The sequence below is a fragment of the Acetobacterium sp. genome, assembly GCF_039830195.1.
Classification (GTDB): Bacteria; Bacillota; Clostridia; order Eubacteriales; family Eubacteriaceae; genus Acetobacterium.
This window is the reverse complement of sequence record NZ_JBDODG010000034.1, coordinates 109,844-128,424: the sequence shown is the minus strand read 5'-3', so window position 1 is coordinate 128,424 and position 18,581 is coordinate 109,844. Positions and strand designations below refer to the sequence as shown.

The 18,581-nt window shown below is 41.1% G+C and carries 19 protein-coding genes and 2 riboswitches; of the genes, 11 read left to right on the top strand and 8 right to left on the bottom strand.

From position 1 onward, the window contains the following. The 4 genes from ABGU93_RS10930 to ABGU93_RS10915 form a co-directional block, all read right to left on the bottom strand. On the bottom strand, positions 1-122 hold a 122-nt coding region (locus ABGU93_RS10930), incomplete at its 3' end, for an RNA-binding domain-containing protein (RefSeq protein ID WP_347413492.1). A 498-nt stretch (positions 123-620) separates the two neighbouring features. Beyond that, positions 621-881, bottom strand: coding sequence for a type II toxin-antitoxin system prevent-host-death family antitoxin (locus ABGU93_RS10925; RefSeq protein ID WP_026394201.1), 261 nt, complete (start codon positions 879-881; stop codon positions 621-623). Between the two features lie 204 nt (positions 882-1,085). Then, on the bottom strand, positions 1,086-1,346 hold the full coding sequence (locus ABGU93_RS10920) for a type II toxin-antitoxin system RelE/ParE family toxin (protein ID WP_347413487.1): 261 nt from the start codon (positions 1,344-1,346) through the stop codon (positions 1,086-1,088). A gap of 1 nt (position 1,347) precedes the next feature. Further along, entirely contained in the window at positions 1,348-1,560 is a 213-nt protein-coding gene (locus ABGU93_RS10915) for a DUF6290 family protein (protein ID WP_347413486.1), read from the bottom strand. Positions 1,561-1,948: 388 nt separating this feature from the next. Between ABGU93_RS10915 and ABGU93_RS10910 the strand changes: the two genes are divergently transcribed. The 5 genes from ABGU93_RS10910 (at position 1,949) to ABGU93_RS10890 (ending at position 4,591) form a co-directional block, all read left to right on the top strand. Further along, positions 1,949-2,239 (top strand): type II toxin-antitoxin system Phd/YefM family antitoxin, encoded by a 291-nt coding sequence (locus tag ABGU93_RS10910; RefSeq protein ID WP_347413485.1) that lies wholly within the window; start codon positions 1,949-1,951, stop codon positions 2,237-2,239. After that, complete coding sequence (locus ABGU93_RS10905) at positions 2,226-2,543, top strand: type II toxin-antitoxin system RelE/ParE family toxin (protein ID WP_347413484.1); 318 nt, start codon at positions 2,226-2,228, stop codon at positions 2,541-2,543. The genes ABGU93_RS10910 and ABGU93_RS10905 overlap by 14 nt, the downstream gene beginning before the upstream one ends. 227 nt (positions 2,544-2,770) lie before the next feature. After that, positions 2,771-3,088: a DUF4258 domain-containing protein gene (locus tag ABGU93_RS10900; RefSeq protein WP_347413483.1), complete on the top strand. Its 318-nt coding sequence runs from the start codon at positions 2,771-2,773 to the stop codon at positions 3,086-3,088. Continuing rightward, positions 3,085-3,315 (top strand): type II toxin-antitoxin system MqsA family antitoxin, encoded by a 231-nt coding sequence (locus tag ABGU93_RS10895; RefSeq protein WP_347413482.1) that lies wholly within the window; start codon positions 3,085-3,087, stop codon positions 3,313-3,315. The genes ABGU93_RS10900 and ABGU93_RS10895 overlap by 4 nt, the downstream gene beginning before the upstream one ends. Before the next feature lie 292 nt (positions 3,316-3,607). Then, on the top strand, positions 3,608-4,591 hold the full coding sequence (locus ABGU93_RS10890; protein WP_347413481.1) for a Fic family protein: 984 nt from the start codon (positions 3,608-3,610) through the stop codon (positions 4,589-4,591). A 113-nt stretch (positions 4,592-4,704) separates the two neighbouring features. On the opposite strand, the gene ABGU93_RS10885 is transcribed toward ABGU93_RS10890, so the two are convergent. After that, complete coding sequence (locus ABGU93_RS10885; protein WP_347413480.1) at positions 4,705-4,947, bottom strand: hypothetical protein; 243 nt, start codon at positions 4,945-4,947, stop codon at positions 4,705-4,707. Positions 4,948-4,964: 17 nt separating this feature from the next. Then, entirely contained in the window at positions 4,965-6,173 is a 1,209-nt protein-coding gene (locus ABGU93_RS10880; protein WP_347413479.1) for an ATP-binding protein, read from the bottom strand. A gap of 256 nt (positions 6,174-6,429) precedes the next feature. On the opposite strand from ABGU93_RS10880, the gene ABGU93_RS10875 reads away from it, so the two are divergent. After that, entirely contained in the window at positions 6,430-6,846 is a 417-nt protein-coding gene (locus ABGU93_RS10875; RefSeq protein WP_347413478.1) for a hypothetical protein, read from the top strand. On the opposite strand, the gene ABGU93_RS10870 is transcribed toward ABGU93_RS10875, so the two are convergent. Beyond that, positions 6,743-7,453 carry a YdcF family protein gene (locus tag ABGU93_RS10870; protein ID WP_347413477.1) on the bottom strand — a complete coding sequence of 237 codons (711 nt, stop codon included), beginning with the start codon at positions 7,451-7,453 and terminating at the stop codon, positions 6,743-6,745. The genes ABGU93_RS10875 and ABGU93_RS10870 overlap by 104 nt on opposite strands. Before the next feature lie 452 nt (positions 7,454-7,905). Here ABGU93_RS10870 and ABGU93_RS10865 point away from each other — a divergent pair, with 452 nt between their 5' ends. After that, positions 7,906-8,643 carry a hypothetical protein gene (locus ABGU93_RS10865; protein ID WP_347413476.1) on the top strand — a complete coding sequence of 246 codons (738 nt, stop codon included), beginning with the start codon at positions 7,906-7,908 and terminating at the stop codon, positions 8,641-8,643. A 10-nt stretch (positions 8,644-8,653) separates the two neighbouring features. Then, the gene (locus ABGU93_RS10860) at positions 8,654-12,697 is read left to right on the top strand and encodes a hypothetical protein (protein ID WP_347413475.1); all 4,044 of its coding nucleotides are present in this window, start codon (positions 8,654-8,656) and stop codon (positions 12,695-12,697) included. A gap of 148 nt (positions 12,698-12,845) precedes the next feature. Here the strand turns inward: ABGU93_RS10860 and ABGU93_RS10855 are convergent, their stop codons facing one another. Next, positions 12,846-13,877 (bottom strand): S8 family serine peptidase, encoded by a 1,032-nt coding sequence (locus ABGU93_RS10855; RefSeq protein WP_347413474.1) that lies wholly within the window; start codon positions 13,875-13,877, stop codon positions 12,846-12,848. A gap of 74 nt (positions 13,878-13,951) precedes the next feature. Further along, positions 13,952-14,034: riboswitch (cyclic di-GMP riboswitch) on the bottom strand. Positions 14,035-14,096: 62 nt separating this feature from the next. Further along, positions 14,097-14,179, bottom strand: a riboswitch (cyclic di-GMP riboswitch). A 308-nt stretch (positions 14,180-14,487) separates the two neighbouring features. On the opposite strand from ABGU93_RS10855, the gene ABGU93_RS10850 reads away from it, so the two are divergent. From ABGU93_RS10850 to ABGU93_RS10840, 3 genes are all read left to right on the top strand, one after another. Beyond that, positions 14,488-15,840: a sodium-dependent transporter gene (locus ABGU93_RS10850; RefSeq protein WP_347413473.1), complete on the top strand. Its 1,353-nt coding sequence runs from the start codon at positions 14,488-14,490 to the stop codon at positions 15,838-15,840. Positions 15,841-16,006: 166 nt separating this feature from the next. Then, positions 16,007-18,043, top strand: coding sequence for an EAL domain-containing protein (locus ABGU93_RS10845; protein WP_347413472.1), 2,037 nt, complete (start codon positions 16,007-16,009; stop codon positions 18,041-18,043). Between the two features lie 35 nt (positions 18,044-18,078). Then, positions 18,079-18,546 carry a methylated-DNA--[protein]-cysteine S-methyltransferase gene (locus ABGU93_RS10840; RefSeq protein ID WP_347413471.1) on the top strand — a complete coding sequence of 156 codons (468 nt, stop codon included), beginning with the start codon at positions 18,079-18,081 and terminating at the stop codon, positions 18,544-18,546. The last annotated feature ends 35 nt before the right edge of the window (positions 18,547-18,581 follow it).

Below are 18,581 nucleotides of genomic sequence, written 5' to 3'. Positions count from 1 at the left end.
TTATCATCGATTCCAAATTTAATTTCGCCGGTTCGATAGTTTGCAAATGCGCTCACGGTCTTTAAAAATGTATTTGTAATATCCTTTTTATATTCCAATGTTCTTGATTCTCGTAACCCCATCGTAATAACCGCTCCTTTAGATTTATAATTCTAATTTTACCCTATAACGAACGAAAAATCAAACGTAAATATTTGCGTTCGCAAAGGAATCGGTTACTGGGAGGTAGCGGAGCCACTCTCTTATTGAATGTCAAGTAAAATTTTACTTGACATTCAATACGGTGCTAGACGTTATACTTATAAACTTATCTATCGGAAATAAATTGGGCCTATAATTTTGATCACGAACCTAGTGCTTGTGAATGTGTCTGTTTCTTAGCACAAGGGGACGGTTCTTTTGTGTTGGATTATTTCAGCTTCGATGCTAAAATGAATGAAGCAAAGCTAGGAGGCCAAGAAGAATGCCAAGATGTTTATTAAGTAGCGGTGCCACTCTCTTAATAAACGTGCTCGATTTCTGCTAGTAAATTTCCAGCTGCCTGTGAATTTTTTAATTGATTAACCAGATAATTTACAATATGATCAACTAATTCCTCGGCACTTTCCGTTATAATGAGGTTATATTGCATATTTTTTCTTTAGATTATCAAGAGATTCTCTTGCATCCCTTGTTTTACCTGTATCAATCTGGTTTTCAGATAATTCCAGTTGACGATACATGTTTAATCTTTTCATTGTAATTTCGTACATTTCAACACTCATGATTACCATATCGCCATATCCGTTTTTGGTAATATAAATTGGTTCTTCAGCAACATGACACATTTCTGAGATTTGTGATGTGTTTTTCAAATCCTTAATTGGAATAATTTTTGGCATAATAGCTACCTCCTTAAATTATGTCTTAATTATACCATTATTAGCCCATTGCATCAATAGGGGTTAAGAGATTAGCGGGACTACTTTCTTAAGTAGCGGTGCCACTCTCTCACTCTCTTGTTGTTGGACTTAACTTATTTAAAAACAGAAATTTAGGTATTTAAATTGAATACTGAACCTGTTCTGATGATTTAGAGCACTGCTTTAATAAATCTCACTTCGATGACCCACGTCAAGGATAATGATATTTATCTTATTATCTTCGATTAAAGCAAGGATTCGATAATCACCAACGCGATATCGCCATTTTCCTTTGTGATTAGCCGTTAATGGTTTTCCATGCAACCTAGGATCATTGCAACCTTCAAGGTTCTTTTCAATCCAGCCAATCAATAAGGATGATTGATAGCGATCCATTTTCGTTAACTTTTTAAGAGCAATGTCAGAAAACTCAACTTCAAACATGTTACAAGCCTAATTCTTTTTTTACGTCATCAAGTGAATAGGTCTTTTTCATATTAGCTAAAGCCTCATCAAAGTGCTTTAAATCAATTTCATCCTCAATTTTCTCGATCACGGATGCTCTGATTAAATCAGAAACAGATAAGCAATGCATTTTTGCGTAGTTTCTAACCAGTAAGTCTTCTTTTTCAGAAAGACGAATTGAAATTGTGCTCATTTGTACCACCTCCGAATAATTTTCTTTCTGTAATACATTGTATTGCAAATTTGTGTGTTTGTCAAGGTTTAGCACAAGGGGACGGTTCTCTTGTGTTGGATTATTTCAGCTTCCATGCTAAAATGAATGAAGCAAAGCTAGGAGGCCAAGAAGAATGCCAAGAAAAGCCAGGATAAAAAGCCAAACGGGAATCTATCATGTAATTTTGAGAGGCATCAACCGTTTAGCGGTGCCACTCTCTTAACTTTTACAGCTTAACTTATTAGCTGGACTTATTGAAAATGAACCTATCGCTTGTAAAAGTTGCGAGTGTCGGTTTCTGTTTTATTTTGCTAAACATACCTTGCTACAATGATAGAATTATTATATAATAATAGCAGAATAATTAATGAAAGATGAGGAAGGAATGATGATTATAAAATCTTCAACCGCATTGAGAAACGATTATGGAAAAATTTCTTCTCTTGCTCATGAAACAGACGAACCAATTTATATTACGAAAAATGGGGAAGGTGATATTGTGGTGATGAGTATTGAAGCCTTTGAAAAAAGGGAACAAATATTAAAATTACGTTCGAAAATCATGGATGCAGAATTGTCAAGAATAGCTGGTGAACCAACAATTACCTTAAGTGAAATGCGAAAAGTAATGAAGGAAAAATTTGATGTCGCCTTATAAGGTGGAATTACTTCTTCCGGCCAAAAATGAACTAGAGGAAATTGCGGAATATCATTTATTAATGGTCGGTTCAAATTCAGCACGTAAAATTGTTGAAAAGATAATTAAGGCGATGGAACGGCTTGAGGAATTCCCGTTATCCTGTCCACTGGTACCTGATGAAGAACTAAAAAGTCAAAACTATAGAATTTTGGTTTGCGATCAATATATCTGTATTTATCGGCTACTGGGCGATACTGATACTGTATTTATTTATCATATTGCATCTGGGTCATCAGAGTATGGGAAACTATTTAGGTCTTAGCAGAGCAGGTTCTTTCGTGTAGCGGTGTAGTAGTAGTGATGCCACTCTCTTAACTTTTCAGCTTAACTTATTTAGCAGGTCTTATTGAAAAATGCGGATTGCATATTATGCAAAATGACGGTCTCTGACTATTAAATAATTCACTTGAATACGATTCTTATAGAGAGTATGATATGATCAAAGGACGTATTGATATAGACTAATAACAATTCAGAGGAATATGGAAAATGAAAATTGAAGATTTACGAGAACTCTATGAAAAAGACGTCGTCTTTTTTACTCAACACGTAATTGAGCGTTGTAAGCAGCGTAATATACGACCAATGCATGTGAGGCTAGCAGTGATGACAGGTGAAATCATCGAAGATTATCCAGATGATTTTCCGACACCAAGCTGTTTGATACTCGGCTTTCTATCTATTGATGTACCCCTTCATGTTGTGGTTGCCAGTAATGGTGAATCCGCAAAAATCGTAACAGCATACTATCCAGACAAAGATAAATGGGAATCAGATATGAAAATAAGAAAGGATGGTTCTTTATGAAATGTTTAAGCTGTAAAAATGGAGAAATGGAAGCTTCTGTCACAACCTATTTTGCAGATTTGAAAAACTGCATGATCATCATTAAAAATGTACCTTGTTACAAGTGTGAGCAATGTGGAGAAGTTCTTTTTTCTAGCTCTGTTGCCGAAAAATTGGATATTCTGATGGATAAGGCCGAAACTCTGGCAAGTGAATTGACCATTATGGAGTATGATCGAATTGCATAGGTAGCGTAGATAGTAGCGGTGCTAGTAGCGGTGCTGACGTGAAACCTCCGCAAATCGATGGTGTGTAGCTGAGCTAGTAGTAACGGTACCACTTCTCTTGAATTGTGTTTATTGGACGCTTACAATAAAAGTTCGAAAAATGGAAATTTGCGTATGATGAACCCTAAATCGTCGAAAAACTCAAGCCTCTATAAATAAATGTTTTTTATAGAAGGAATACAACTTGTGCGGTATAATAATATACAAGTAATTTTAAAAATCAACTTTATATTTATGAGGTGAAAATAAGCAAATGGATTATATCCCGCCATATACGATAACAGATAAAACCGTTAATTTAGTTTCAGATATTACAGAAATAATTACACATATAACAATCGCTGATAATTTGGATAGTAATCCAAGACTGCGAAGAGATAATCGAATTCGTACCATTCACGCATCTTTAGCAATTGAAAACAACTCTTTATCTTTGGATCAGGTAACAGATATTATCAACGGAAGAAGGATTCTTGGTGCGCCTGATGAAATATGTGAAGTAAAAAATGCCTTTGAGGCATATAACAAACTTTTAGAAATGAATCCATTTTCGATTAATGACTTATTACGGGCTCATAAAATTTTAATGAACGATTTATCAAAGGAATCTGGTATCTTTAGAAGCGGTGGTGTCGGTATATTTGCTGGAGATCATCTGGTTCATATGGCTCCACCGGCTAATCAGGTGCCACACTTGATAAAAGATCTGGTTAACTGGGCAAAAGAAGCTGAGGTGCATCCATTAATCAAGAGTTGCGTATTTCATTATGAATTTGAATTTATTCATCCATTCTCAGATGGGAATGGTAGAATGGGAAGAATGTGGCAAACTTTGCTACTTTATAAATGGAAACAACTATTTGGTTGGTTGCCAATTGAGACGCTCATTAGGGAGCGCCAGGATGAATATTACAAAGTACTTGGCGAGTGTGATCATCGAGCAGATTCGGGGCTCTTTGTTGAATTTCTTTTAGAGGCAATTTATGATGCGCTTAATGATGTTTTAAACACCGGACAAGTGACCGAACATGATACCGAACAAGTTAAAAGATTATTAAATGCGATCGGAAATAGTGCTTTTTCGACAAAGGAATTGATGGAATTATTAGGCTTAAAACATCGGCAAACCTTTAGAGATAATTATTTATTGCCTGCGATGGAAAAGGGGCTGATTGAAATGACAATTCCGGATAAACCAAATAGCAGCAAGCAAAAATATAAAAAAATTAAAAAGTAGCAGTAAAGTAGAGTAGCGGAGCCACTCTCTCACTCTCTTAACTTTTGCAGCTTATCTTTGTAGCTTTTTAAAGAATCTTTCTGCTATGGGTGTATAGATCACTGGAAGCATTTTTAAGACTCCAGTTCATCAGTTCCAAAGATTGCATCAGTTGGATCAATATAGTTATCCGAGCTTGCTTTTGCAAGGGCGTCCGCTTCTTCGATCATTTTTTCTATCGCCGGACGAATCTGATGTGTTATTTTTTTAAATTCAGAAAGTAATTTTTCACCAGCATAGCTTTGATCAACTAAATCGGCAAGTATTTCTTCCGAGAAAGCAAGTTCATCTTTTTTAACAGGAGTAAGAATAATCATACCATTATTAATCGGTTTTATTCATCATTCAGTAAAAATTCAAGGATATTGATTATCTTTATGCCTTCAAAATCTGAATAAAGAGTGTTGTCCATGGTAAGGATTATTTTTGGATAATGATCGGTGATTGATTGAAGAGGTTTTAGTTCGCGTTGCCTTGTTGCGTCATCTATAATGCTTGCAGAAACCTGGTAGTAAATTTTTTTGTTTGATTTTGTTGCGACGAAATCTACTTCAAGTGTTCCGATTTTTCCAATAGCAACAGCGTAACCGCGTCGCAGTAATTCTAAATAGATGATGTTTTCGAGCACATGTCCGTAATCGGTGTTTCTAAGACCTGTCAACTGATTGCGAAGGCCAATGTCAACCATATAAAATTTTTCAAGAGTTTTGAGAAACAGCTTACCTTTCAGATCATAGCGGTTTGCACGGTAAATGATAAAAGCATTTTCAAGCATTTTCAGATAGTTATCAATGGTGTCACTGGTTGTTTTTCTTCCGCTGCTGGTCAGGTAGTCGCTAATTTTTTTAGTCGATACGACACTTCCAATGTTAGCTGCAATAAATTTTAGGACGCTTTCCAGCAAAGCGGCGTCTCTGACATGATTTCTCTGAACAACATCCTTCATAATCACTGTATTGTAAATGCCGCTCAAAAATGGGGCGATCGTATCGGGATGGTCTTTTAGCTCAACAACGGTAGGGAGACCGCCAAATTCTAAGTAATCTTTAAAAATTGCATCCACATTGTTACCTTTTTCGAAATCAGTAAAATCAAGATACTCTTTAAAGGACAACGGCAGCATTTTTATCTCTACATATCGACCGGAGAGAAGGGTAGATAACTCTGAGGACAAAAGATAGGCATTGGAACCAGTGATGTAAACATCAACATTAGAATCCACTAGAAATGAATTGATGGCCTTTTCCCAGGACTCAACCTGCTGTACTTCATCAAGAATAATGTAGTATTTTTGATTTGGGATCGTCATTCTGTTATTGATATAGTTATATAAGTGAACATACGTTGTAATCTCATCGAATTCAAAGGCTTCAAAGTTCATCCGGATAATATGATCATCGCGAACACCACTGCTACGTAAGTGTTCCTCGAATAATGAAAGCAAAGTTGATTTACCGCAACGGCGTATACCAGTAACAACTTTTATCAGCGGTTTATCTTTAAACTGAACTAGTTGAGTTAAATAAAGATCTCGGTTTTTCATAATAATCACCTCACAATATTGATTATACCAGAAATAAAGAGATGATCAATGATTATTTCGATTATAGTCGAATAAAACAGATAAATTAAATTAAACCTGAGTATAGACGAATAAGTTGCTTAGGTTGAAGTGTTGGGTAGCGGTGCCACTCTCTTGTTGGACTTCAGAGGTTGGAGGTACCACTCACTTGGAAGCGATTCATATAAACCAATTGGTCCTATAATTTTGATCGTTGCAATACGGAGTGCAACGATTAATGAAAACTTCATCAAAAGTGCAACGATTGATGAAACGAAAAATATATCGTTTCACGATTGGTTCTATGGAAAAATTATCCTATAAAGAACAGGGAGGCTTACCAGTGAAAATGAAAGAAAGCTATAATTTGGAATTTAAAGAAGAAATATCAAGAACTTTTCTAAAAACGGTCAGTGCCTACGCTAATTATAACGATGGTTATTACAATCTTGCCGGAGAATTACTGGCGGATCATAATGAAATCAGTTTTTCGGGGATTGATGTTGTGAAATTCGGTAAAGACATCAGTCAGATCCAATTCAGAAAAACCATCACCAATCGATCTTTGTTAACCCAATTTGATATGGCAATCGAACTTTTTGAACAGTATTATATATTTGAAGAAATTGATGGTTATAACCGAGCGAATATTTGAAAAAATAATAGACAAACTTAGGGGCCTGGCTATTAAACATTTCCCGGGTCACCTTGCTGTCTAAAAGCTGATCCGGTTGGTAGCTGGAGCTGTCTGAGTAACTGACGTAAATGGGTAAATCTTTAAAGGTGTGTTGGAAGGCCAGCAGCCCTCGTCTTGATTGGGGCGGCGAAAAAACCACCAGCATCGACTGAACCAGGTGGTCTTTAACATAGGCCTCCTGAAAGGTAGCGTTTTCAATGGTGGAGGTCGCCTGATCGTCAATGGTGTAGGTCGTCTCCGCAAGGCCGGCGGCGGTCATGGCCTCATGAATCATCTTATTATTTTTATCGTATCCGGAAAAGATAATAGAATCGCTGTAACCGGCTTTTAGCAGCTGGATGCCTTCAGCGATGCGCAGCGCGTCTTCTTCACCACTGGTCACAACGATGACATCGGCGGGCTGGATGTTTTTCTCAACCACCAGATACCGGGCAAACCCCTGAACAGCCCGATCGGTATCGGCAAAAAGATAAATACCCAGACAAACGACGCTAAAAAAAAGCAGCAGCTGGGTAAAGTAAAGCCCTTTAACAATTATCTTCAAAACAGTTTTAATCTTGGTCATCTGGCGTTCCTTCCGGGGGGTTCATGTGATCTGAAACTCTTATTCTTAATTGTAACAAGATTAGGGTAACACGTCCAGTGATAATGAAGTTCATCTTTAAATAAAAAAATACCTTCAGTTTAGCTTTGCAATGACAGTCGAAATGATTGTTGTTGTAAAGCTTTTTTAATGCGGAAAAATCAGCTTGAGTACAGAATAAAAGTCGAAAATCTAAAAAACGAAAATAGTTGTGGCACACAACATGCCACACGTTGTTTTGTGTTCATTACTGTGTTAAAATTCCTTAAATCATTTATTTCAGGAAAAAAGACATAAATTCTAAAATAAATTGTGGTGAAGGAGGTAAACGCGACTAAAAATTGAGCGATTCAAGACATCGATTTGGCTTTATACATAAGTTCATACCCCACTCAAATAATTTGTAATGCGAAAGGGAAATTGTGAAGAAAGCGATGGAAAAGAGATTTAAGAGTAAAGTTACGACTGGTTTGCTGTTATTATTAATGGTACTATCAATTATTTTCGCCACCGGTGTGTTTGCTGCAAATGAGGATGCAACCAAAACCGCAACGGCAGAAATTGGCGTGGCCTACCGTGGCCATGTTCAAAATCAGGGGAATATGCCAAAACCGGAGGGTGATATGGTAGCCGGGCCAGATGCACTGGGGACCAGGGGTCAGAGCCTTCGGGTTGAGGGATTCTGGATCGCACTGACCGGCGATGTGCCTGAGGGGGCTAACATTGTTTATGAAGTACACGTTCAGAATGAAGGTTGGATGATACCGGTCAAAAACGGTACCTTTGCCGGAACCACAGGTGAAAGCCAACGGGTGGAGTCGATCAAAATCCGGCTGGAGAATTTACCGGGTTATGATGTTTACTACCGCGGTCATGTTCAGAATGTGGGGGACATTCCTCAGGTAGATGGCGAATGGGGCTGGAAGAAAAATGGTGAAGAACTGGGTACCACCGGTTCAAGCCTGCGCTTAGAAGAACTGCAGGTTAAAATCGTCAAGCAACCAGAGACGACCATCGCCTATAATAAGGCTGGCACCTATGGGCCCAAGACCGGTACCGAAGTGATCGAAAACGATGTTACCATCGATACCCCGGATGTGGTGCTGCAGAATCTTCACATCAAGGGGAATCTGACCATCGCCACCATCGCCGCCGTCAGGTCCTTCAGCTGAAGAGTTGAGGGTGGCAGAGTTTAATAATGCTAAAAATAATAGCGCCATGTTGGAGCTATTATGGAAGAATGCACTAAGACTGGATCTGACTGGATTTGATCAACTGGATTACATGGAGGAATGCATTGTGGTTCAGACCCTTCTTGACAAGAATAGGTTCGCAAATAGAGCAGCTGTTCAGACGGCAGTAACCGAAGGCATTAAGCTTGCCCAAGACGATGCTCAGGCAAATGCATATATGAAAGCATTGTTTTCCTATACGCCAGAATTGAGTGTTGAAGACAATATTTGTACGGTAACCTACCCAGATGAATTGACAACGGCTCAGCAGAGTCTTTTAAATGGATTGTATGCAGATTTGGTAATTCTGATCGATACGCCGTTGTCGAATGGTGAAGTTTTTGAATTAACGGTAGGCAAAACGACAATACCGATAACAAATAGAGACCTCTCTGGTAAAGAGATTTTATTGTCTAAACTACTGGGCCGTAAATTGGTGGATGGTGATCTGATTCAGAATCAGAAGTCGACAGTTACGATTACCGTCAAAGATGTCAGCACAAAAGTCGAACGATATGTTACGGTCTGCCCCTGTACCAGCAAAAATGGTGATGAGTATATCAAGAATTTCACCAATGCCTATGCCCTCAAACTATCACCCTCTTGGTTGGTGGCCTATACCGATGGGTTAACCATTGATTACCAGAATTCCGAATTCTTATTCAATTATGCTGGTAATTTGACCGATGAGCAAAAACAAGGTTTAGCCGATTATTATGCCGACACAATCATTCAACTTGCACGACCGTTGGCAGCAGACGAATCGATCAAAATTTCGGCAATGGGAAAAGAGGCGACCTTGACCAGCAGTACGGTTACGGAGAATGAAGACAAAACCGAGATCCGCTTATCCAAACTAATGGTGGCTACGTCGAACTTGGCAGTTGATCAAAAAGATGAAAAGGTTTGTCTAACAGACATCAATTTAACTCGCAGCAATGTCATATTTGTTAATCCAGTCCTGGTTAAAACCAATGAGGCATCAATCTATGCTGGTAGTGGAGCTGGTGCTGCCCTTTATCCAACCTGGATAGATGAGTATCGGGACTCGGTTTCTTTAACGGCTGAGAACTCACAAATAATTGTGAATTACAAAGGGGGGTTATCCCCGGCTGCGGTGACGGGGTTAAAAGATTATCAGGCTGATGTGATGATCTATTTAGATCGTGAGCTTGAAGAGGGAGAAACGATCGCCGTTTCAGCATTTAAAGATACAAAGCCATTAACAAAAGGAAAGATGGATGGAACACAAATCAAATTGTCAGATCTGATGGATATTACCCAGAAGGCTGCCGGAAAGTCTGGTGATGATGTGATTGAGTTCTCGGTTGATGGTTTAAATCGTAATATTCGTGTCTACGCCAATCCGATTCTGATTAATACCGCCACTGATGGTATTGAGTATCTCAATTATGGTACAAGTTTGTCACTTTATCAGCCTAGTTTTAAAGCCTACAGTGACAGTATTGAATTGAGTTCTGAGGACAACAAAATTTTGGTGAACTACACAGGTAGTTTATCTCCTGTAGTGCAGGCTAAGCTGGCGGGCTACTATGCCGACACTATGATATATCTGGACAAAGCCCTTGAAGAAGGGGAAATAGTGACGGTAAAGGCATCTAATCTTAACGAGCCTGTAGTTATTACAAACACCTCACCGGCTGAAGACAGCGAAAAGCAAAGTTACCGCCTGGCAAAATTGTTGGATATTGAGCGGGATGAGGCAAACCTGGCCGTAAATCAGACGGGTTCATTTGAGATTGCCGTTGATGAAAATACCCTAAAAAAACAGATGTATATATCAGCTACGGCAATTCTTGTCAAAGACGATCAGATTGAGTATTTAGATCACTATACTGGAATGTCAATCAATCCACCTAGTTTTGAGGCCTATGATAAATCGGTGGAGATCCTTACCGATACCAACCAAGGTTTTACAGTTACCCATAAGGATGAATTGACTACCGTTGATGTCAATAACCTGGTTGGTCTTTACGGCGATACTCTGATTTCCTTTGAACGACCACTGGCAGAAGGCGAATCAATTAAAGTGCATGCTTACGGAGAGGAAGAGGTCATTACCAGCAGCTCTTTTAAAGAATGGAGCGATAACCGAATTGGGTTGACGGAATTGTTGGGAATTTCTTCTGATAATGCCCCGCTGGCAAAGTATCAAGGGGATGACATCAAGATAAGCTTTTCAGACGTAAACCTAAAATCGTCAAACAGTATTGCGGCTTGGAATGGACTTAACAAAAGTGATGGCACCTGTGTATATCGTGGTAATTCAGGTTTTGGTATTTTTATTTATCCATCGTTTATGGATGCATACAAAAACAGTATCAGCCTAGTACCAGGTGTGGATAAAATTTCCGTAACGTATTTGAATCAGTTGACTCCAGAAGACAAAGAAGCTTTAAGCGGTTATTATGCTGATACATTGATTTACCTGAGCCGGCCATTGGTTGATGATGAAACGGTAACCATCAATGCTTTCGGAATACCTGTGACAGTGGACAGCTCGAAGGTAACAGAAAATAATGGTACCCAGATCAGATTATCTGATTTGCTGAATCCCCTGGATGAAGAAAAACAATTGGCGGCGAAACAAACTGGATTTGATATCACGGTTACAGACAAGAGTCTGAAATCAGATCTGATGGTAACCGCAGAGGCCATTCTACGGAAGGGCAAAGTAATTGAATACCTGCATCAATCAACAGGCATCGAACTTAAAGCGCAAACTATCCAAGACACGGAAGATCCTTGCATAACCAACGCGATTATTGAATTAAGTGATGGCGACAATGTTCCACTGGACTTGAAGAGCGGCATACTTACCCTGGAGCGCTATGCTATTACTAAAAAAATAGAATTTGATATGAACGAAGCTGTCGTTTTAAGTGCGAATCCAGTTCTGCAAATAAGACTCGACAATCAGTTGGTTGAATATGGCAAAATCGAATATGCGGATGAAAACCATCAAAAGCTAATTGTTACACCAAATTCAGAAGCCCTTGGAACAGCGGGCAGACTTGGTTATTTTGCCTTTACGCTTCCTGACGATACGATAACAGATATGTCAGGCAATGAAATAAAAGGAATTAATGGAGATTATCTTGATCAGATATTATTGAAAGTTGTGGATACAGCAGTACCAACCATCGAAGGGATCACGGCAATGGTTGATGATGTTGAGATTGAAGCAATCAAAAATAATGAAGTTTTTGAAATGAATGTACTCCAAAATTCAGTAACCAGCGAAATTCGCGTAAAAATGAGTGAACCCGTAACTGTAAAAGATGGTGCAACAATTTTGATACATGGAACCAGTACATCCTATGGAAGTATTGAGGTTGATAGCAATGATTCGACGTTCGTTGTGATTAAGCCGGCTTCGCCTGAGATTGGAACAGCGGGTCAATTAGGACTGACAACTTTTTCAATTCCTGAAAATTTAGTGTGTGATCTGGTTGATAATGATAGCAGTAACATCCAATCGCCTTCCAGCATCGCTTTTGAAGGTGGTGGACTGGGAAATGCACAAACATCATTTAATCTGAATGTCTTGGCACCAGATACCGAAAAACCAACGATGACGGCATTGACTGCGATATTGAATAACAACTCTGACACCACAGTTAATGCGACAGAAAACCCGTTGAAACTGGTTTTGGACAAAGATTCGCTGACCACTCAAATTGTGGTTGAGCTAAATGAAAATGTCACGTTTAAGAATGGGGCAATATTGGATGAAGGGGCAGTAGTGACAATGTCCGGCGAGGGAGTTCAAGAAGGAACCATATATGGCAAGATCTATCGGGAAGGTTCTATTAAGAATCAATTGATTATTGTGCCAAATGGTACTAATGGTATTGCAGGTTTAACAGGTACTTTCACATTTAAAGTAGCCGCCGATACCATTTTTGATAGTTCAAACAATGGCAATGCAGAGACAAGTTTCACATTAGAAGTAGTAGAACCAGTAGTTTAAGGACATGGTGTACACTTATTGCTTCCGTATTCTTTGTGGGTAGCTAATAACAAACAAAAGGGTCGGTTTATCTGCATAAAAACAGAAAACCGACCCTTTTTTACATTTATAATTCAAACTTGTTGTTCAATCAGCGTCAGAGTTGTCATTAACTGAATTGCCACAGATTGATCGCCATGGTGGTATGCTCATGCACATAAGCTACAGCCGATCGACTCTTCAATTCTGCCAACGCTTTATCCGCCTGCACCAAACCATGCCCGTTTGCGGGCCCGGGTGTAGTGAAACTCAGGGCGGTTTCTGTTAATAAAGACTCGACTTCAGCCGCCGTTAAGGAAGGATCCTGGGCCAGTAAATCAGCGCAAATACCAGATACAATCGCGGCTGAAAAAGAGGTGCCATCCTCCCAACCATAGCTGTCGCCGGGGCGCAGCACCATCAGGCTCTCGCCTGGCGCATAGAAATCAACGGCATCATTGTACTGCGAAAACGAGGCAATCTCGCCGCTTATACCCAACGAACCGACCGAGATAACCCCGGGATAAGAGGCCGGATAATAATAAGGATCAACCCCGGCGATTTCTTCACCATGATTTCCGGCGGCGGCAATAATCAGCTTGCCTTTGCTGATTGCATAGGCAATGGCTGCGGCCTGGCTGGCATTATACTCGTAGGAACCAATGCTTAAATTGATAATCCGCACTTCTTCGCGGTTGGCGGCATCCACAATGGCGGCATAGATCGCATCATTATTAAGGGTTGCATCGCCAATCCGATAGGGGGCAATTTTGACGTTGGCCGTTCCTGCTGCTCCGGCAATCCCGATCCCATTATTGGCCACGGCGGCAATGGTACTACTGACCATCGTGCCATGTCCCTGGGTATCAATCATATTAGAAGTATTATTTAAAAAATCATAGCCGGTCGTGATTCGGTCCTCTAAATCAGTCAGATTGACATCCAAACCGGTATCCAGAACTGCTACCACTATTTCATTGTCGCTATTAATCGCGTCCCAGGTTTTATCAATCCCGACTTTGCCATACTGCCAGGTAGACCCCAGATAAGGATCATTCGGATAATGATCGTAATTGGCGGCCGATACTAAACCAGTTGGTAAAAAGCTGATTATAAAAACGGCACTGACCAGTATATTTCTTAATTTCTTGATATTTTTCATTTTCGATCTCTCTTTCTAATAAAAAAAGCAACGTTATGCCACGTTGCTTTTAAAGTCACTAAAAAAAGAGACTGTTTTGCAACTGGCTGCCATATAAATCTACTTAGGCCCTTTAGCTTTGCGTCCTCACTTTTCAATGAGTTTGCCAAATATTAAGTTTTTTTCAAAATAAAAATGTGCAACGCATTACTACATTGCACACTTATCATCTAAATGTATTTATGCAACTGGCTGGCTTTCCATCAGGTTAGGCCCCTATAGCTTTGCGTCATTACCTTTCGATAATTTTGCCGAAATTTTATTTAATTATTTCCAACTATTATTATTAGCATATTATTATATTGCGATTATTTATCTGAATTATAATCGATCTATTCTAGATAGTCAAGCAAGCAAACAGGCATTAAGCAAAAATTAATAATTGAGGAGCTGGCGGCACCGCCCGGTTAACGTTAGTTGGGCGTTTGACTAGAAAAGATAACAGCCTTAAGGTACTGTAAAAAAATAGTACTGGAAAAAAATTTTAAAACGGTTAAAATGGTAAGGTGCGAATTAATTTGGGACTCGCTCAAAAAATAAAATTGAAATAGAAACGGTGGGAGGAATTGGTGTGGATAAACGCAGTGAGTTTTCAAGTAAAATAGGATTTGTGTTGGCCGCGGCCGGGTCGGCAGTGGGGCTGGGGAATATCTGGCGGTTTCCCTATTTGGCGGCTAAATATGGTGGTGGGCTCTTTCTGGTGATCTACCTGTTTTTTGTATTAACTCTGGGGTTTGGAATCATGACGGCAGAATTGGCAATCGGTCGAAAAACCCAGCTTAGCCCGGTGGGGGCTTATCGGGCCCTGGATAAACGCTTTAGTTTTGTGGGGATTATTGCCTCATTGGTAGCTTTTCTGATTCTGCCTTATTACAGTGTCATCGGGGGCTGGGTGATTAAATATTTTATGGTTTTTGTAACCGGCGGCGGTATGGCCACAGCCGGTGGGGACTATTTTTCCGGCTATATTGCCCAACCCGTTGAGCCGATTGTCTGGCAGTCCATTTTTGTGCTGGCCACCACTTTTGTGGTCATCCGCGGGGTCAAGGACGGCATTGAGAAAGCCAGTAAAATATTAATGCCGATTTTGATTGTAATGTCGGTTTTTCTGTCAATCTATTCGATCATGCAGCCCGGGGCGATGGCCGGAGTTTGGTACTTCCTTTACCCGGATTTGGCCAATTTCAGCTTTCAGGCCGTTCTGGCCGCCATGGGGCAGATGTTTTACTCCCTATCCCTGGCTATGGGGATCATGGTAACCTATGGTTCTTATCTCAGCAAAAAAGAGGATCTGGAAGCTTCGGTTAAGCAAATTGAAGTGTTTGATGCCGGCATTGCCATATTGGCGGGATTTATGATCATCCCCGCGGTTTTTGCCTTTTCCGGTGGCGATCCCGCCGCCCTTAACAAGGGTCCCGGGCTGATGTTTGTCACCCTGCCCAAGGTGTTTGAAACGATGGGCTTTGGAAATGTAATGGGGGGCGCCTTCTTTTTGTTGGTGTTGTTTGCCGCTCTGACATCGTCTATTTCGCTGATGGAAGCGGTGGTAGCAACCGCTTGTGATCAGTTTAAGTGGGAACGAAAAAAAGGGGTGCTGATTGTCGCCGTGCTGACCGTTCTGATTGGAATCCCGTCGTCATTGGGACAAGGGGTATGGAGTGAGGTGCTGATATTTGGCTTCAGTTTTCTGGATTTCTTCGATTTTATCACGAACTCCATTTTGATGCCGGTCGGAGCCTTTTTCACGTGCATCCTAGTGGGTCATGTTCTGGAAACTAAGCTAATAACCGATGAGGTCAAACTGTCCTCACCCTTTAAACGGGAAAAACTCTTTATCATTATGATTAAATATATTGCCCCGCTTTGTATTGTTGCGATTCTGATCAGTTCGATTTTAGAGGCCCTGGGCGTCATTAAATATTAAATACTAGGTTGTTTTTTTGACAGTCTGAGCAATCCTTAATCAGGGTTGCTTTTTTCTTGCGCACAGTTTTGGTTTTTAGGTTCAATTGGGGTATAATATGTTTTAACAGGACTTGTACTCACACAAAAAATAGTTTCTAATCAATCAATGCTGCACAGAAATAGGGGTGATTTTTATTAAAACCATTCGCGCTCATTTTGAAGAACTAATTAATAACATTGCCGAAGCTGATAATCTGGAAAAAATCAAAGCAAATGAAACGCTTTTGATGTTGTCACTGCTGGGACCCATGCTAATGCTGGCAGCAGTAGTCAGTGGGATCATTGGCATTTACTGGCAGGAGAGTCTGGTGCGGGTTGTCAAAGTCACCAGCAGCCTGTTTTTCTGCGGCCTTTTTATGATGATTCTGATTCGCCTGAAACAGTCTAACCAGTTCAAAATTCATTTAATGAGTAGTGCGCTGTTGCTGGGTTTGCTGGCAACCTATCTGGCATATTATCAGCGGTTAACGATCATTTTCTGGATGATTATTCTGATCATGGTCATCATGTCCAATATGATGGTTCAACGGACTTTGTTTAACTATATGATTGGCGGCGGGGCGCTCTATTTTATGGCGAGTCTGTTTTATTATCCGACAGCAACCATCCAGATCGATCATGCTTTTAACCTGACCCTGATGGCGGTGCTTTTGTGTATTATTGTGGCCAGCATTGTCACCAACCGGATCTATCGACAGATCCTGAGCAAAAAATCGGCCATCTATGCTGATACCGTCAGCCAGAAGGAAGATCTCAATCAACTTTATGACGATGTGATCGCTCACCAGCAGCAGCTCAAAGCTCAGAATGAACTGCTGGTTCTCTACAATACCCAGATTGAAGCCAATCGCGAGCGCCTGGAATTTCTGGCTTATACCGATACCCTCACGGGAATACCCAATCGGAAGATGATCATGGAGCAGATTGACTTGTTGATTGATCTGAATAAGGGGAGCCCGCATCATTTTGCCCTGGTCTTCATCGATCTGGATAATTTCAAAAAAATCAACGATTCAATGGGACATGGTGCCGGTGATTTACTGCTGCAACAAGTCACCAGCCGGTTAAGAGAGGCGATGGACGACAAGGATCTGCTGGGTCGTCTGGGTGGGGATGAACTGGCGATTCTGATCCGCCGCCAGATTTCTGACGAAAAGATCCTCGGCGATACCCAAAAACTGCTGAACCAGCTGGGCAATCCCTTCTACCTGGAGGACAAAGCGGTGATTATTACCGCCAGTTTTGGTATTGCCATTTGGCCGGTGGATGCCAGAAGCAGCAACGATCTGTTAAAAGCCGCGGATACAGCGATGTACAAGGCCAAGGAAATGGGAAAAAATTCGATCCAATTTTATCGTAAAGAAATGAAAACCGAAGTGCTCTATAAGATGGAACTGGAAAACCAGATGATTGAAGCCTTTCAAAAAGAACAGTTTTTTGTCGAGTATCAACCCATTGTCGATCTGACGGATCGGAACAAAGTCAGTTTTGAAGCGCTGATGCGTTGGCAGGCACCGGAGCGGGGGCTGGTTTCACCGGCGGAGTTTATTCCCCTGGCCGAAGAGATCGGCCTGATTGGCGATCTTGGCGAATGGGTGCTACGACAGGCCTGTGAAAAAATCCGCGAAGTCCGGGAGCAGTTTGGCATTGACATCCGCATTGCGGTTAATGTTTCGGCCGTTCAGATGAAACGGCCGGGTTTTCTGGCCGGGGTTAAGGCCGTGATCCGCGAAGCCGGTACGCCCCCGGAACAACTGACCTTTGAGATTACCGAATCGGTGTTTATTGGCAATATCGAACAGGCGATTGAAATCATCACGGAGTTAAAAGCATTTGGGGTATTGATATCCCTGGACGATTTTGGAACCGGTTATTCTTCGCTGAGTTATCTGTTGCAATTACCCATTGATGTGCTCAAAATTGATCGTTCCTTTATTGCGGCGCTGGAAAAGGGTGAAAAAAACAATCGGATTGTCGGCAGTATTATTGAGATGGTCCATGGTCTTGGCATCCAGGTGGTGGCTGAAGGGGTGGAGGAAACCCTCCAGTTTGACTTTCTCAAAGATAAACAGTGTGACTGGATTCAGGGCTACCTGATGAGCCGGCCACTGGGAGATGTGGCCATGGCTGAATATTTATTGCGGCAACAAGAGCAAAAATAGCCGGCCATAAAAAATGATGAAGTGAGGTAAAGGCGATGGATCATGGCTTTTGTTATCAAACCCTGCTGGGGAAAATAGTGATTATAGAAAATGGTGCCGTCATTACCGGGGTTATTTTTGCGGAGTCATTGCCGGATGGGGTTAATTGTCGCGAAACAGCACTGATTAAAAGCGCCTATCAGCAACTCCAGGAGTACTTTGCCGGAAAACGACAGCGCTTTGATTTGCCGCTGTCTCCCCAGGGCACCGACTTTCAGCAAAAGGTCTGGCACGCCCTCCGGCAGATTCCCTACGGCACGGTCTGCAGCTACCAGGATATTGCCCGGGCGATCGGCAATGATAAAGCCTGTCGGGCCGTGGGGGGCGCCAATAACAAGAACCCCATTGCCATTATCATTCCCTGTCACCGGGTGATTGGGGCTAATGGCAGTCTGGTGGGCTATGGCGGCGGGCTGTCGCTCAAAAGAAAGCTATTGGCGCTGGAAAAACCGGATCAGCAGTGAGAGTTACGCAAGAAGCAATCTCTGAACAAGGGGTT

What these genes read in the sequence shown, in the direction of transcription:
- ABGU93_RS10875 (WP_347413478.1), top strand. Translation starts at nt 6,430, where the DNA reads ATGAAAACTTCATCAAAAGTGCAACGATTGATGAAACGAAAAATATAT.
- ABGU93_RS10890 (WP_347413481.1), top strand. Translation starts at nt 3,608, where the DNA reads ATGGATTATATCCCGCCATATACGATAACAGATAAAACCGTTAATTTA.
- ABGU93_RS10905 (WP_347413484.1), top strand. Translation starts at nt 2,226, where the DNA reads ATGTCGCCTTATAAGGTGGAATTACTTCTTCCGGCCAAAAATGAACTA.
- ABGU93_RS10865 (WP_347413476.1), top strand. Translation starts at nt 7,906, where the DNA reads ATGGAAAAGAGATTTAAGAGTAAAGTTACGACTGGTTTGCTGTTATTA.
- ABGU93_RS10885 (WP_347413480.1), bottom strand. Translation starts at nt 4,947, where the DNA reads ATGATTATTCTTACTCCTGTTAAAAAAGATGAACTTGCTTTCTCGGAA.
- ABGU93_RS10915 (WP_347413486.1), bottom strand. Translation starts at nt 1,560, where the DNA reads ATGAGCACAATTTCAATTCGTCTTTCTGAAAAAGAAGACTTACTGGTT.
- ABGU93_RS10920 (WP_347413487.1), bottom strand. Translation starts at nt 1,346, where the DNA reads ATGTTTGAAGTTGAGTTTTCTGACATTGCTCTTAAAAAGTTAACGAAA.
- ABGU93_RS10880 (WP_347413479.1), bottom strand. Translation starts at nt 6,173, where the DNA reads ATGAAAAACCGAGATCTTTATTTAACTCAACTAGTTCAGTTTAAAGAT.
- ABGU93_RS10910 (WP_347413485.1), top strand. Translation starts at nt 1,949, where the DNA reads ATGAAAGATGAGGAAGGAATGATGATTATAAAATCTTCAACCGCATTG.
- ABGU93_RS10925 (WP_026394201.1), bottom strand. Translation starts at nt 881, where the DNA reads ATGCCAAAAATTATTCCAATTAAGGATTTGAAAAACACATCACAAATC.
- ABGU93_RS10855 (WP_347413474.1), bottom strand. Translation starts at nt 13,877, where the DNA reads ATGAAAAATATCAAGAAATTAAGAAATATACTGGTCAGTGCCGTTTTT.
- ABGU93_RS10900 (WP_347413483.1), top strand. Translation starts at nt 2,771, where the DNA reads ATGAAAATTGAAGATTTACGAGAACTCTATGAAAAAGACGTCGTCTTT.
- ABGU93_RS10895 (WP_347413482.1), top strand. Translation starts at nt 3,085, where the DNA reads ATGAAATGTTTAAGCTGTAAAAATGGAGAAATGGAAGCTTCTGTCACA.
- ABGU93_RS10840 (WP_347413471.1), top strand. Translation starts at nt 18,079, where the DNA reads ATGGATCATGGCTTTTGTTATCAAACCCTGCTGGGGAAAATAGTGATT.
- ABGU93_RS10870 (WP_347413477.1), bottom strand. Translation starts at nt 7,453, where the DNA reads ATGACCAAGATTAAAACTGTTTTGAAGATAATTGTTAAAGGGCTTTAC.